This is a genomic window from Pseudonocardia sp., assembly GCF_029263155.1.
Classification (GTDB): domain Bacteria; phylum Actinomycetota; class Actinomycetes; order Mycobacteriales; family Pseudonocardiaceae; genus Pseudonocardia.
This window is the reverse complement of record NZ_JAJCYB010000078.1, coordinates 1-14,044: the sequence shown is the minus strand read 5'-3', so window position 1 is coordinate 14,044 and position 14,044 is coordinate 1. Positions and strand designations below refer to the sequence as shown.

13 protein-coding genes are annotated in these 14,044 nt (G+C 72.7%); 12 read left to right on the top strand and 1 reads right to left on the bottom strand.

What is annotated here, in order from left to right:
* Nucleotides 1–66: 66 nt before the first annotated feature.
* Nucleotides 67–747: a DNA alkylation repair protein gene (locus Q1K26_RS16975; RefSeq protein WP_300013506.1), complete on the bottom strand. Its 681-nt coding sequence runs from the start codon at nt 745–747 to the stop codon at nt 67–69.
* Between the two features lie 73 nt (nt 748–820).
* Here Q1K26_RS16975 and argC point away from each other — a divergent pair, with 73 nt between their 5' ends.
* From argC to tyrS, 12 genes are read left to right on the top strand one after another with little or no spacing between them, the layout of a single operon-like run.
* Nucleotides 821–1,849 (top strand): N-acetyl-gamma-glutamyl-phosphate reductase, encoded by a 1,029-nt coding sequence (gene argC / locus Q1K26_RS16970; protein ID WP_300013503.1) that lies wholly within the window; start codon nt 821–823, stop codon nt 1,847–1,849.
* A complete protein-coding gene (argJ, locus tag Q1K26_RS16965; RefSeq protein WP_300013500.1) occupies nt 1,846–3,009 on the top strand; it encodes a bifunctional glutamate N-acetyltransferase/amino-acid acetyltransferase ArgJ in 1,164 nt (387 codons plus the stop codon). The genes argC and argJ overlap by 4 nt, the downstream gene beginning before the upstream one ends.
* Nucleotides 2,993–3,901 carry an acetylglutamate kinase gene (gene argB, locus Q1K26_RS16960; protein WP_300013497.1) on the top strand — a complete coding sequence of 303 codons (909 nt, stop codon included), beginning with the start codon at nt 2,993–2,995 and terminating at the stop codon, nt 3,899–3,901. Before argJ ends, argB begins: the two co-directional genes overlap by 17 nt.
* Entirely contained in the window at nt 3,898–5,070 is a 1,173-nt protein-coding gene (locus Q1K26_RS16955; protein WP_300013494.1) for an acetylornithine transaminase, read from the top strand. Before argB ends, Q1K26_RS16955 begins: the two co-directional genes overlap by 4 nt.
* A complete protein-coding gene (gene argF, locus Q1K26_RS16950; RefSeq protein WP_300013491.1) occupies nt 5,063–5,995 on the top strand; it encodes an ornithine carbamoyltransferase in 933 nt (310 codons plus the stop codon). The genes Q1K26_RS16955 and argF overlap by 8 nt, the downstream gene beginning before the upstream one ends.
* Nucleotides 5,996–6,005: 10 nt before the next feature.
* Nucleotides 6,006–6,491, top strand: a complete 486-nt coding sequence (locus tag Q1K26_RS16945; RefSeq protein ID WP_300013488.1) for an arginine repressor — start codon at nt 6,006–6,008, stop codon at nt 6,489–6,491.
* Between the two features lie 18 nt (nt 6,492–6,509).
* A complete protein-coding gene (gene argG, locus Q1K26_RS16940; protein WP_300013486.1) occupies nt 6,510–7,943 on the top strand; it encodes an argininosuccinate synthase in 1,434 nt (477 codons plus the stop codon).
* Nucleotides 7,943–9,358 (top strand): argininosuccinate lyase, encoded by a 1,416-nt coding sequence (gene argH, locus Q1K26_RS16935; protein WP_300013483.1) that lies wholly within the window; start codon nt 7,943–7,945, stop codon nt 9,356–9,358. Before argG ends, argH begins: the two co-directional genes overlap by 1 nt.
* Complete coding sequence (locus tag Q1K26_RS16930) at nt 9,355–10,590, top strand: aminotransferase class I/II-fold pyridoxal phosphate-dependent enzyme (RefSeq protein WP_300013480.1); 1,236 nt, start codon at nt 9,355–9,357, stop codon at nt 10,588–10,590. The genes argH and Q1K26_RS16930 overlap by 4 nt, the downstream gene beginning before the upstream one ends.
* Entirely contained in the window at nt 10,587–11,207 is a 621-nt protein-coding gene (locus Q1K26_RS16925; RefSeq protein ID WP_300013477.1) for a DNA-3-methyladenine glycosylase, read from the top strand. Before Q1K26_RS16930 ends, Q1K26_RS16925 begins: the two co-directional genes overlap by 4 nt.
* Before the next feature lie 20 nt (nt 11,208–11,227).
* Nucleotides 11,228–12,238 (top strand): iron-siderophore ABC transporter substrate-binding protein, encoded by a 1,011-nt coding sequence (locus Q1K26_RS16920; protein WP_300013474.1) that lies wholly within the window; start codon nt 11,228–11,230, stop codon nt 12,236–12,238.
* A 33-nt stretch (nt 12,239–12,271) separates the two neighbouring features.
* Nucleotides 12,272–13,561 (top strand): tyrosine--tRNA ligase, encoded by a 1,290-nt coding sequence (gene tyrS / locus Q1K26_RS16915; RefSeq protein WP_300013471.1) that lies wholly within the window; start codon nt 12,272–12,274, stop codon nt 13,559–13,561.
* Nucleotides 13,562–14,044: the final 483 nt, after the last annotated feature.

Genomic DNA, 14,044 nt, shown 5'->3' with positions numbered 1-14,044 from the left:
CCCGCGCCCCCGGACCCGGCGGCCGGTCCTCGGCACGATCTGCCGGTGCCGACGGTGCGGCACCGCTCACCCCAGGTGCCGCAGCGCCTCCCTCCGCGACAGCGACGAGAGGCCGGGATGCGCCGTCACGAACTCCCGCACCCACCCCGGATCCACCCGGGCGTGCTGGCGCAGGGCCCAGCCGATGCCCTTGCGGAGGAAGAAGTCCGGGTCGGCGAGGTTGGTCTCGATCGCGTGGCGGAGCAGGTCGAGATCGGTGCCCGTCCCCGATCCGAGCTGGGCGATCACCGCGGTGCGCCGCAGCCAGCGGTCCCCGTCGCCCGCCCATGCCCGCAGCACCGGTGAGAGCTCGGCCGGGGCGGCCCGCAACAGCACGCCGATCCGCTTGCTCGCGATCTCGTCGGTGAAGTCCCACCACGCCCCCGTGACGATCCAGTGCCGGTAGAGCGGCACCCAGGACGCGTCCTGTGGGGGCGCCCACCGCCGGTGCCCGGTGAGCGTGAGTGCCACGTACCGTTCCTCGCGGTACTCGGCGCCGTCCCACAGTGCCCGGACGGCCACGGCGAACTCCGCGGGCGTCGGCGCGGGGCGCGCGGCCACCAGCTCCCGCACCAGCTCCTCGCGAGCCGGCTTCGCCACGCCGCGGAAGGGCATGGTCGACTTCATGTAGCGCTGCATCCCCGGCGCGGCCGACGGATCGGCCCGCGCGGCGAGTCCGCGGCGGACGGCGCTGGCGAGGTCCTCCATGGCGGCGAGGGTAGGACCCGCCACCGACGGAACCGGTTTGCATGAGATTTCGTTGTCGTGCATAGTCATCCAGATGGTGCGAATCGCGGTGGCAGGGGCCAGTGGATACGCCGGGGGCGAGCTCCTCCGGCTGCTGCTCGCCCACCCGGAAGTGGAGATCGGGACGCTCTCGGCCGGGGGGAGCGCGGGAACGCGGCTGGGCCAGCACCAACCGCACCTGCTCCCGCTGGCCGACCGCGTGCTGCAGGAGACCACGCTGGAGGCGCTCGCCGGTCACGACGTCGTCTTCCTCGCGCTGCCCCACGGGCATTCGGCGGCCCTCGCCGCGCAGCTGGGCGAGGGCACCGTCGTCGTCGACTGCGGCGCCGATCACCGGCTCTCCGACCCCACCGCCTGGACCCGCTGGTACGGCGGCGAGCACCCGGGCACCTGGCCCTACGGCCTGCCCGAGCTACCCGGCGCCCGCGACGCCCTGCGCGGCGCCACCCGGGTCGCCGTGCCCGGCTGCTACCCCACGGCGGTCAGCCTCGCGCTGTTCCCGGCCCTGGCCGCGGGCCTGGCCGAGCCGTCGGTCGTCGTGACGGCCATCACCGGCACCTCGGGGGCGGGCCGTTCGCTCAAACCGCACCTGCTCGGCGCGGAGGTGATGGGGTCGCTGTCCGCCTACGGGGTGGGGGGCACCCACCGCCACACCCCCGAGATCGCACAGAACCTGTCGGTGGCCTGCGGTACACCGGTCGACGTGAGCTTCACCCCCGTACTGGCCCCGCTGCCCCGCGGCATCCTGGCGTCCTGCTCGGCCCGCCTGAGCGGCGCCGACGTCACGGCCGCCGACGTCCGGGCCGGGTACGACAAGGCCTACGCCGACGAGCCCTTCGTGCACCTGCTGCCCGAGGGCGTCTGGCCCACCACGGCGGCCACGCTGGGCGCCAACACCGTGCACCTGCAGGCCACGGTCGACGCCGACGCGCGGCGGCTGGTCGTCGTCGCCGCGGTCGACAACCTCACGAAGGGCACCGCAGGCGCCGCCGTGCAGTGCATGAACCTCGCCGTCGGGCTCCCCGAGACCACCGGGCTGCCGCTGACGGGGGTGGCCCCGTGACCGTGACGTCTCCGCAGGGCTTCCGGGCGGCCGGGATCGCCGCCGGGATCAAGGACGGCGGCCGTCTCGACCTCGCGCTCGTCGTCAACGACGGGCCGGGCCGGGCGGCGGCCGGGATGTTCACCACCAACCAGGTCAAGGCCGCTCCCGTGCTCTGGTCGCAGCAGGTGCTCACCGGCGGCGCGCTGCGGGCGGTGGTGCTCAACTCCGGCGGCGCCAACGCCTGCACGGGCCCGCAGGGTTTCCAGACCACGCACGCCACGGCCGAGAAGGCCGCCGAGGTGCTCGGCTCTGCTGATGACCCTTGGGGCCCGATCGAGGTCGCCGTGTGCTCCACCGGGCTGATCGGCGAGCAGCTGCCCCGGGAGCTGGTGCTGGCCGGGATCGAGAAGGCCGCCGCCGAGCTGGGCGCCGACGGCACGCCCGCGGCCACGGCGGTGCTCACCACCGACAGCCGCCCCAAGCAGGTGCACGTCGTGCGCGAGGGCTGGAGCGTCGGTGGGTTCGCCAAGGGCGCCGGGATGCTGGCCCCGAACATGGCCACCATGCTCGTCGTCCTCACCACCGACGCCGTCGCCGACGCACCCGCCTGCGACGCGGCCCTGCGCGCGGCCGTCGGCTCCACCTTCGACCGCCTCGACGTCGACGGCGGCACGTCCACCAACGACACCGTGCTGCTGCTGGCCTCCGGTGCGTCGGGTGTCACCCCGTCGGCCGCGGAGCTGGCCGCCGCGGTCACCGACGCCTGCGCGGGCCTGTGCCGCGAGCTGCAGGACGACGCCGAGGGCGCCACCAAGCACGTCACCATCTCGGTCACCGGGGCGCGGACCGGGTCCGACGCCGTGGCGATCGGGCGCACGGTCGCGCAGGACAACCTGTGCAAGACCGCGTTCTTCGGCTCCGACCCCAACTGGGGGCGGATCGCGATGGCCGTCGGCCGGGCACCGGGCGAGGTGGTCACCGACTCGCTGTCGATCACCATCAACGGCGTGCCGATGTGCCGCGACGGTGTGGCCGCGGGCGACCGGCACGCCGCCGACCTGTCCGGCGTCGACATCCTCGTGCAGATCGAGCTGGGCCTGGGCGAGGGCGCCGCGCAGTTCCTCACCACCGACCTGTCGCACGCCTACGTGGAGGAGAACAGTGCGTACTCCTCCTAGCGGGCGCGACCCTCTCGAACAGCGGCTCGCCCGAGCCGGTGAGAAGGCCGCCATCCTCGCCGAGGCGCTGCCGTGGCTGCAGCGTTTCCACGGGCGGGTCGTCGTCGTCAAGTACGGCGGCAACGCCATGGTCGACGAGGAGCTCAAGCAGGCCTTCGCCCGCGACATGGTCTTCCTGCGCCTGGCCGGCATCCATCCGGTGGTCGTGCACGGCGGCGGTCCGCAGATCAGCACCATGCTGACGCGGCTGGGCCTGCCCGGGGAGTTCCGCGGCGGGCTGCGCGTCACCACCCCGGAGACGATCGACGTGGTGCGCATGGTGCTGGTCGGCCAGGTCGGGCGCGAGCTCGTCGGCCTGATCAACCAGCACGGCCCGTACGCGGTCGGCCTGTCCGGCGAGGACGCCGGGCTGTTCACCGCGGAGAAGCGCACCGCGCTCGTCGGGGGCGAGGCCGTCGACATCGGGCTGGTCGGCGACGTCGTGCAGGTCAGCCCGGACGCCGTGCTCGACATCGTGCGCGCAGGCCGCATCCCGGTGGTCGCGGGCATCGCGCCCGACGTCGACGGGCAGGTCTACAACATCAACGCCGACAGCGCCGCCGCCGCACTGGCCGCAGCGCTCGACGCGGCGAAGCTGGTTGTGCTCACCGACGTGGCGGGGTTGTTCGCGAACTACCCCGACCCGGAGTCGGTGATCAGCGAGCTCACGGCGGCCGAGCTGGAGCCGCTGCTCCCCGGCCTGGAATCGGGCATGGCGCCGAAGATGGAGGCCTGCCTGCGGGCGGTGCGCGGCGGGGTGGGCCAGGCCCACGTGATCGACGGCCGGGTCCCGCACTCGGTCCTGCTGGAAGTGTTCACCCACGAGGGAGTCGGAACGATGGTGATCCCATGAGTCTCACCGAGCGGTGGCAGGCCGCGATGATGGACAACTACGGCACCCCGCCGCTCGCGCTGGTGCGCGGCTCGGGCGCCGAGGTGTGGGACGCCGACGGCCGCCGCTACCTCGACCTGCTGGGCGGGATCGCCGTCAACTCGCTCGGCCACGCCCACCCGGCGGTCGTCGAGGCCGTCACCCGGCAGATCTCCACGCTGGGCCACACGTCGAACCTGTATCTCACCGAGCCCCCGCTGGCGCTGGCCGAGCGGCTGCTGGAGCTGCTCGACGCCGGCACCGCACGGGTGCTGTTCTGCAACTCCGGAGCCGAGGCCAACGAGGCCGCGTTCAAGATGGCGCGCCGCACGGGACGCCCGAGCATCGTCGCCGCCGAGAACGGCTTCCACGGCCGGACCATGGGCGCGCTCGCGCTCACCGGCCAATCTCCCAAGCGCGCGCCGTTCGAGCCCATGACCCCGGGCGTCACCCACGTCCCCTACGGGGACGTCGCGGCGCTCGACGCCGCCGTCGACGAGCACACCGCCGCCGTGTTCCTCGAACCGATCATGGGTGAGGCCGGCGCGGTCACCCCGCCCCCGGGCTACCTGCGGGCCGCGCGGGAGATCACCGCGGCGCGCGGCGCCCTGCTGGTCCTCGACGAGGTGCAGACCGGCATCGGCCGCACGGGCACCTGGTTCGCGCACCAGACCGCCGGGATCGTCCCCGACGTGGTCACCCTGGCCAAGGGGCTCGGCGGGGGGCTCCCGGTCGGCGCCTGCATCGGCGTCGGTGCGGCGGGCGCCCTGCTCGAGCCGGGCCAGCACGGCACCACGTTCGGTGGCAACCCCGTCTGCTGCGCCGCCGCGCTCGCCGTGCTCGACACCGTCGAGGCCGACGGCCTGCTCGAGCACGTCGCACTCGTGGGCAAGACGATCACCAGCGGCATCGAGGCGCTGGGCCACCCGCTGGTCCGCGGCGTCGACGGAGCGGGGCTGCTGATCGGGATCCTGCTCGGCGAGCCGGTGTCCGCCGCGGTGGTGACCGCCGCCCGCGACGCCGGGTTCCTCGTTAACAACGCCGTGCCCGACCGGGTCCGACTCGCCCCCCCGCTCGTGGTCACCGAGGCGCAGGCGGGGGAGTTCCTCTCCGCGCTGCCCGCGATACTGGACGTGGCGACCGATGCCTAGGCACCTGCTGCGCGACGACGACCTCTCCCCGGTCGAGCAGACCGAGATCCTCGACCTCGCCGACGCGATGAAGGCCGACCGCTACGCCCACCGCCCACTGGCCGGTCCGCGGGGGGGTGGGCGGCCGATCGCCGTGGTGTTCGACAAGTCCTCCACCCGCACCCGGATCTCCTTCGAGGTCGGGATCTCCCAGCTCGGGGGCACCCCGCTGATCATCGACGCGCAGACGAGCCAGCTCGGCCGCGGCGAGACCATCGCCGACACCGCCCGGGTGCTCTCGCGCTACGTCGACGCGATCGTCTGGCGCACCGGCGACCAGTCCCGGATCGACGAGATGGCGGCGGCGGCCACGGTGCCCGTCGTCAACGCGCTCACCGACCAGTTCCACCCCTGCCAGGTCCTCGCGGACCTGCAGACGATCCGCGCGCACTTCGGCCGCCTGACCGGGCTCACGCTCACCTTCCTCGGCGACGGCGCCAACAACATGGCCCACTCGCTGCTGCTGGGCGGGGCCACCGCCGGGATGCACGTCCGGGTCTGCACGCCGCAGGGCTTCACCCCCGACGAGCAGATCCTGCGCGACGCGAAGAGCAAGGCCGCCGACACCGGGGGAGGCGTCGAGCTGATCGCCGACCCGCACGACGCGGTCGACGACGTCGACGTGGTCGTCACCGACTCCTGGGTGTCGATGGGCCAGGAGGCCGACGGCCTCGACCGCGCGGCCCCGTTCCGCCCGCTGCAGGTCAACGCCGCGCTGGTGGCCCGCGCCCGTCCCGACGCGATCGTCCTGCACTGCCTGCCCGCCCACCGCGGCGACGAGATCACCGACGAGGTCATCGACGGTCCCCGCAGCGCCGTCTGGGACGAGGCGGAGAACCGGCTGCACGCACAGAAGGCCCTGCTCACGTGGTTGCTGAGCCGATGAGCGGGCCGCGATGACCGCGGTCCAGGGCGGCCGGTCGCGCGTCTCGCGCCAGGCCCGGATCGTCGAGCTGATCACACAGCACCGGGTGCACAGCCAGAGCGAGCTGCTGGGCCTGCTGGAGTCCGACGGCATCGGCACCACCCAGGCCACCCTCTCGCGCGACCTGGACGAGCTGGGCGCGGTCAAGCTCCGCGGGGCCGACGGCGGCACGCCCGTCTACGTCATCCCGGACGACGGCAGCCCGGTACGCGGTATCGAGGGCGGCACCGTCCGCCTGGCTCGGTTGCTGGGGGACCTGCTCGTGTCGGCGGATGCGAGTGGGAACCTGGCGGTCCTGCGCACGCCACCCGGCGGCGCGCACTACCTGGCCAGCGCGTTGGACCGCGCCGCGCTGCACGACGTCGTCGGCACCATCGCCGGCGACGACACCCTGCTGGTGGTGGCCCGCGAGCCACTCTCCGGCGCCGAACTCGTCGCGCTCCTGCGCGATCTGTGACGAAGGAGCACCCACCTCGTGAGCAAGGTCCTGACCTCCCTCCCCCAGGGTGAGCGCATCGGCATCGCCTTCTCCGGGGGGCTCGACACCTCCGTGGCGGTCGCCTGGATGCGCGAGAGCGGCGGGATCCCGTGCACCTACACCGCCGACCTCGGCCAGTACGACGAGCTCGACGTGTCCGGGGTGCCCGCGCGCGCGAAGGAGTACGGCGCCGAGATCGCCCGCGTCGTCGACATCCGTCCGCAGCTGGTGGAGGAGGGCCTGGCCGCGCTGGCGTGCGGCGCCTTCCACATCCGGTCCGCGGGCCGGACGTACTTCAACACCACACCGCTGGGCCGCGCCGTCACCGGCACGCTGCTGGTGCGCGCGATGCACGCCGACGACGTCAACATCTGGGGCGACGGCTCGACGTTCAAGGGCAACGACATCGAGCGGTTCTACCGCTACGGCCTGCTCGCCAACCCCGAGCTGCGCATCTACAAGCCGTGGCTCGACGCGGACTTCGTCCACGAGCTGGGCGGGCGCGACGAGATGAGCAGGTGGCTCACCGTCCGCGGGCTGCCCTACAAGGATGCGGCGGAGAAGGCCTACTCCACCGACGCCAACATCTGGGGCGCCACGCACGAGGCCAAGACGCTCGAGCACCTCGACGTCTCCCTGGAGACGATCGAGCCGATCATGGGCGTCCGGTACTGGGATCCGTCGGTCGGCATCGAGGCCGAGGACGTCGCGGTCACGTTCGAGGCCGGCTGTCCGGTGGCGATCAACGGCGAGCGGTTCGCCGACCCGGTCGCGCTGGTGCTGGCCGCCAACCGGATCGGGGGCCGGCACGGCCTGGGCATGTCCGACCAGATCGAGAACCGGATCATCGAGGCCAAGTCGCGCGGAATCTACGAGGCGCCCGGGATGGCGCTGCTGTTCGTGGCCTACGAGCGGCTGCTCAACGCGATCCACAACGAGGACACCGTCGCCAACTACCACCACGAGGGTCGCAAGCTCGGCCGCCTGCTCTACGAGGGGCGCTGGCTCGACCCGCAGGCCCTGATGGTGCGCGAGTCGATCCAGCGCTGGATCGCCTCGCTGGTCACCGGCACCGTCACGCTGCGCCTGCGCCGTGGTGACGACTACACGATCCTCGACACGCAGGGGACCGGGTTCTCCTACCACCCCGACCGGCTCTCGATGGAGCGGGTCGAGAACGCCGCCTTCGGGCCGACGGACCGGATCGGCCAGCTCACCATGCGCAACCTCGACATCGCCGACTCCCGCGCCAAGCTGGAGGCCTACGCCGAGCAGCCGCACGATCAGGGGACGATGCTCGTCGAGCACGGCACCCTGTTCGGCGACCTGCCCTCGGGCGGGTTCGACCGGATCGCCGCGGCCGACGAGGCCCGGGAGAGCGAGTCGGAGAAGTCCCTCGACGACGCCGCGCTGGAAGCGGGCACGGACTGATGGCGGGCTCGGCACTGTGGGGCGGCCGGTTCGCGTCGGGCCCGGCCGACGCGCTGGCCGCCCTGTCCAGGTCCACCCACTTCGACTGGCGGCTCGCGCCCTACGACGTGCGCGGCTCGAGGGCGCACGCCCGGGTGCTGCACGCCGCGGGCCTGCTCACCGACGCCGAGCTCGCCGGGATGCTCGACGCGCTGGCCAAGCTCGGCGCCGACGTGGAGTCCGGCGCGTTCGGACCGGCTCCCGACGACGAGGACGTGCACTCCGCGCTGGAGCGCGGCCTGATCGAGCGCGCGGGCCCCGACCTGGGCGGCAAGCTGCGCGCCGGCCGCTCGCGCAACGACCAGGTGGCCACGCTGTTCCGGATGTGGCTGCGCGACGCGGCCCGCCGGGTCGGCGCGGGTGTGCTCGACGTCGTGGATGCGCTGGTGGCACAGGCGAGGGCCCACCCAGCCGCCCCGATGCCCGGCCGCACGCACCTGCAGCACGCGCAGCCGGTGCTGCTCGGGCACCACCTGGCCGCCCACGCCCATGCGCTGCTGCGCGACGTCGACCGGCTGCGCGACTGGGACCGGCGCGCCGCGGTCTCGCCCTACGGGTCCGGCGCGCTGGCCGGCTCCTCCCTGGGGCTCGACCCGGAGGCGGTGGCACGCGAGCTCGGTTTCGGCTCGTCGAGCGCCAACTCCATCGACGGTACGGCGAGCCGGGACTTCGCGGCCGAGGCCGCGTTCGTCCTCGCCATGATCGCGGTCGACCTCTCCCGGATCGCCGAGGAGGTGATCGTCTGGGCCACCGCCGAGTTCTCCTACGTCACCCTCGACGACGCGTTCTCCACCGGCAGCTCGATCATGCCGCAGAAGAAGAACCCCGACGTCGCCGAGCTGGCCCGCGGCAAGGCGGGTCGGCTGATCGGCAACCTCACCGGCCTGCTCGCCACGCTCAAGGGCCTGCCGCTGGCCTACAACCGCGACCTGCAGGAAGACAAGGAGCCGCTGTTCGACTCCGTCGAGCAGCTCGACCTCCTGCTGCCCGCCGTGTCCGGCATGATCGCCACGCTCACGTTCCACACCGACCGGCTCGCCGAGCTGGCCCCCGCGGGCTTCACCCTGGCCACCGACGTCGCCGAGTGGCTGGTCCGCCAGGGTGTGCCGTTCCGGGTGGCGCACGAGGCGGCGGGTGGGTGCGTCCGCGCCGCGGAGGCCCGGGGCGCCGGCCTGGCCGATCTCACCGACTCCGAGCTCGCCGCCGTGCATCCCGCGCTGACCCCCGGGGTGCGGGAGGTGCTCACCGTGGCGGGCTCGATAGCCTCACGGGACGCGCGCGGGGGAACCGCGGGGGAGCGCGTCGCCGAGCAGCTCGACGACCTGCGCGCCGCCGCGACCGCCGCCCGCGACGCACTCTCGACGGAGGAACTATGACCACGGAGCTGGCTTCCCGAGCACAGGCCGACTACGACGCCCTCGTCGCGCAGGGCATGAAGCTCGACCTCACGCGCGGCAAGCCCTCGGCCGCCCAGCTCGACCTGTCGGCCGCCATGCTCGGCCTGCCCGGCGACCGGTACAAGGCCGCCGACGGTACCGACACCCGCAACTACCAGGGCCTGCAGGGGCTCACCGAGCTCCGGGAGATCTTCGCCCCCGCGCTGCAGGTGCCCGTCGAGCAGCTGATCGCGTTCGGCAACTCCAGCCTCGAGCTCATGCACGACACGCTGGTGCACGCCCTGCTGTCCCCGCTGCCCGGCGCCGAGCGGCGCTGGGTCGACGAGGAGCGGGTCGTCTTCCTCGCCCCCGTGCCCGGGTACGACCGCCACTTCGCGGTGTGCGACCGGCTGGGCATCGAGCTCGTCGCGGTGCCGATGACGCCCGAGGGCCCCGACATGGACGTCGTGGAGCGGCTCGTCGCCGCCGACCCGTCGATCAAGGGCATCTGGTGCGTCCCGAAGTACGCCAACCCCGACGGCACCGTGTACTCCGACGAGGTCACCCGCCGGCTGGCGAGCATGCCCACCGCGGCGCCGGACTTCCGGATCATGTGGGACAACGCCTACGCGGTGCACCACCTCACCGACGAGGCGATCGAGATCGCCGACGTGCTCGCGCTCGCGGCCGAGGCCGGCCACGCCGACCGGCCGTTCGTCTTCGGGTCCACCTCGAAGATCACCCTTGCCGGCTCGGGCGTCGCGTTCCTCGGGGCGTCGGCGGCCAACGTGAAGTGGTGGCTCGCGCTCACGGCCAAGCGCACCATCGGTCCGGACAAGGTGAACCACCTGCGGCACGTGCTGTTCTTCGGTGACGCCGCCGGGGTGGCCGCGCACATGGCGAAGCACCGGGAGCTGATCGCCCCCAAGTTCGCGGCGCTCGAGGAGATCCTCACCGAGAACTTCGCCGGCACCCCGGGCGTCTCGTGGTCCACGCCGAAGGGCGGGTACTTCGTCACGCTGACCGTGCCCGACGGCACGGCCACCGAGATCGTGCGGCTGGCGAAGGAGGCGGGCATCGCGCTCACCCCGGCGGGCGCCACGCATCCCGGCGGCGACGACCCGCAGGACGCGACCATCCGGCTGGCGCCCACCTTCCCGCCGCTCGACGAGGTCGAGAAGGCGATGGCGGGCGTGGCCGTGTGCGTGAAGCTGGCGCTCGCCCGGGCGTGAGGGCGCTCCTGCCGCGCGAGGAGCTGGCCGCCGACGTCGCCGTGGCGGCCGTGCGGTTGCTGGGGTGCACCGTGGAGGCCGACACGCCGGGCGGCACCGTCGCGGTGCGTCTCGTCGAGGTCGAGGCGTACCGCGGTGCCGACGACCCGGCGTCGCACAGCTTCCGGGGCCGCACACCGCGCAACGCGGTGATGTTCGGTCCGGCCGGGCACCTGTACGTCTACTTCGTCTACGGGATGCACTTCTGCGCCAACGTGTCCTGCCTGGCCGACGGGGACGCGGGCGCGGTCCTGCTGCGGGCCGGTGAGGTCGTCAGCGACCTGGGACACGCGCGGGCCCGGCGCCCGACCGCCCGACGGGACGCGGACCTGGCCCGCGGGCCGGCCCGGCTGGCGTCCGTGCTCGGCCTCACCCGCGAGCAGAACGGCGTCGATGTGACCAGCGGCACCTCTCCGGTGCGCATCCTGACCGGCCCGCCCGTCGATCCGGGATCGGTGCGCACCGGACCGCGGGTCGGGGTGTCCGCCGCCCATGACGTGCCGTGGCGGTTCTGGATCGACGGGGAGCCCGCGGTGAGCGTCTACCGGCGATCGGCCCGTGCTGGACGTCCAGGGTAGGCAAGGCTAGCCTCCTCAGGGTGCTCGAACGTCGCCGTCCTCGCGGATCCGTCCTCCCGGCCCTGCTGGCCGGCCTCGCCCTCGTGCTCGCGGCCTGCGGAGGGGCACCCGCACCGGGTGCCGAACCCGCTGCGGAGACGGCGGCCGGCTTCCCGGTCACGGTCGACCATGCGCTGGGCACCACCGAGATCACCGCGCCGCCGCAACGCGTGGTGTCACTCGGATACACCGATCAGGACGCGATCCTCGCGCTCGGGATCGTCCCCGTGGGGATCCGCGAGTTCACCGGCAAGAAGCCGTCGGCCACCTGGCCGTGGGCCGGCGCGCTGCTCCAGGGGCGGCAGCCCCAGGTCCTCGACGGGGAGATCAGCCTGGAGGCGATCGCCGCGCTCGATCCCGACCTGATCATCGGGGTCTCGGCCGGCCTGACGCAGGACCAGTACGACAGCTACTCGCAGATCGCGCCCGTCGTCACCCAGCCGGTGGGCGACCTGCCCTTCCAGACCGGGTGGCAGGACGCGACCCGGATCATCGGGCAGGCGCTCGGGCGCACCGCGGATGCCGACCGGCTGGTCAACGACCTGGAGGCACGCTTCGACTCCGTCGCCGAGGAGTACCCCCAGCTCGCCGGTCGGACCGCGGCGGTGGCGGCGGTGAGCTCCGTCGGAGCGGGCAGCTACTTCGTGTGGTCCTCCGACGACAACCGCGGCCGCTTCCTCGAGTCGATCGGGCTCACCGTGCCCGCCACGTTCGACGACCTCGCGGGCGAGGAGTTCTACGCCGACATCAGCGTCGAGCAGTTGGGGCTGCTCGACGAGAACGACGTGGTCCTCTGGCTGCAGATCCCCGGCACGGAGAACGCGACGCTGGAGGCGCAGCCCGGCTACCCCGTCCTGCAGGTGGGCCAGGAGGGGCGCGTACTCAACCTCACGACCGAGCAGGGGGTCGCGCTGTCGTTCAGCAGCGTGCTCAGCCTGCCCTCGTTGCTCGACACGGTCCCGGGTGAGGTCGCCGCCCGCCTGGGTGGCTGAGAACCCACCGGCCCGCTCGGGAAGGATCGGGGTGTGAGCACCGACATCCCCCCCACCGACATCCTCGACGACCTGGAGTGGCGCGGCCTGATCGCGCAGAGCACCGACCGCGAGGCACTGCGCCGCGACCTCGGTGCCGGGGTGCTGACCCTGTACTGCGGGTTCGACCCCTCGGCGCCGAGCCTGCACGCGGGCAACCTCGTCCCGCTGCTGACCCTGCGGCGGTTCCAGGCGGCCGGGGCGCGGCCGATCGTCCTCGCGGGCGGAGCCACGGGCATGATCGGTGACCCCCGGGACGTCGGCGAGCGGTCGCTCAACAGCGCCGAGACCGTGACCGAGTGGGCGACACGCATCCGCGGACAGCTCGAACGGTTCGTCACGTTCGACGACTCGCCCACGGGAGCGCAGGTCGTCGACAACCTGGACTGGACCGGCGCGCAGACGACGCTGGAGTTCCTGCGCGACGTCGGCAAGCACTTCTCGATCAACGTCATGCTCGCGCGCGAGACGGTGAAGCGCCGTCTGGCCGCGGAGGGCATGTCCTTCACCGAGTTCAGCTACCTGCTGCTGCAGAGCCAGGACTACCTGCACCTGTACCGGCGGCTCGGCTGCAGGCTGCAGATCGGCGGGTCCGACCAGTGGGGCAACATCGTCGGCGGTGTGGAGCTCATCCGGCGGGTGGAGGGCGGTGTCGCGCACGCGCTGACGACGCCACTGGTGACCGACGCGGAGGGCCGCAAGTTCGGCAAGTCCACCGGTGGCGGCAACATCTGGCTCGACCCGGGGATGACCTCGCCGTACGCCTGGTACCAGTACTTCGTGAACGTCGGGGACGCCGATGTCGGTCGCTACCTGCGCTTGTTCACGTTCCTGCCGCGGGAAGAGATCGAGGCGCTCGAGGTGGACGTCGCCGAGCGGCCGCATCTGCGCGCCGGTCAGCGCGCCCTCGCCGCCGAGCTGACCACCCTGGTGCACGGAGCGCGGCACACGGCACAGGTGGTGGCGGCCAGCGGTGCGCTGTTCGGGCGCGGGGAGCTGCGCGAACTCGACGCCGGCACGCTCGACGCGGCCCTGAGCGAGGTCCCGCACGCCGACGTCACACGCGGGGAGCAGCCCACGATCGTCGACCTGCTGGTGGCCACGGGCCTGAGCGAGAGCCGCGGCGCGGCCCGCCGTGCCGTGGGGGAGGGCGGCGCGTACGTGAACAACGCGAAGGTCGTCGACGAGCAGTGGAGCCCGGCCGAGGGCGACCTGCTCTCCGGTGGCTGGCTCGTGGTGCGCCGTGGCAAGCGGAACCTCGCCGGCGTGCGGGTGGCGCCGTGAGGCCGTCCCGACCCTCGCAGGCGCGCTGAGCTGGGCATACGCCGGAAAGGACCCCCCGGTTTGACTGCCGTTCAGGGGCTTGTGTAACTTTCTCCTCGTCGCCAGCGCGGCGGGCAGCACGACAGACCGGGACGAAATCTTCGGCCCAGAGTCAGCCCCCGGAGATGGCGGACACCCCGCAAGGATCTCCACTTCGGTGGGTCGCGCGGATGTGGGCCTGGCGGAGTTTGACTCCGCGGACAGGACCATGTAAGCTGGAAGAGTTGCCCCGGATCCGGTTCGGAAGAGCCGAGATGGTGTGCGGGTGTCTTTTGAGAACTCAACAGTGTGTCGAACTGTATCCTTTTGTGGATACGGGATCATGAGATTGGTTTTATGCCAGTTTGTTTGGCCTGCGACTGTGTCGTGGGTTGTGTTTTTGGTTGGGTTTTCAACCTCTTTTTTGTTGGAGAGTTTGATCCTGGCTCAGGACGAACGCTGGCG

Bases quoted from the DNA above. Each gene is read 5' to 3' on its own strand.
- argC (WP_300013503.1), top strand. From the start codon at position 821: ATGGTGCGAATCGCGGTGGCAGGGGCCAGTGGATACGCCGGGGGCGAG.
- Q1K26_RS16955 (WP_300013494.1), top strand. From the start codon at position 3,898: ATGAGTCTCACCGAGCGGTGGCAGGCCGCGATGATGGACAACTACGGC.
- Q1K26_RS16930 (WP_300013480.1), top strand. From the start codon at position 9,355: ATGACCACGGAGCTGGCTTCCCGAGCACAGGCCGACTACGACGCCCTC.
- argF (WP_300013491.1), top strand. From the start codon at position 5,063: ATGCCTAGGCACCTGCTGCGCGACGACGACCTCTCCCCGGTCGAGCAG.
- Q1K26_RS16975 (WP_300013506.1), bottom strand. From the start codon at position 747: ATGGAGGACCTCGCCAGCGCCGTCCGCCGCGGACTCGCCGCGCGGGCC.
- Q1K26_RS16945 (WP_300013488.1), top strand. From the start codon at position 6,006: ATGACCGCGGTCCAGGGCGGCCGGTCGCGCGTCTCGCGCCAGGCCCGG.
- argH (WP_300013483.1), top strand. From the start codon at position 7,943: ATGGCGGGCTCGGCACTGTGGGGCGGCCGGTTCGCGTCGGGCCCGGCC.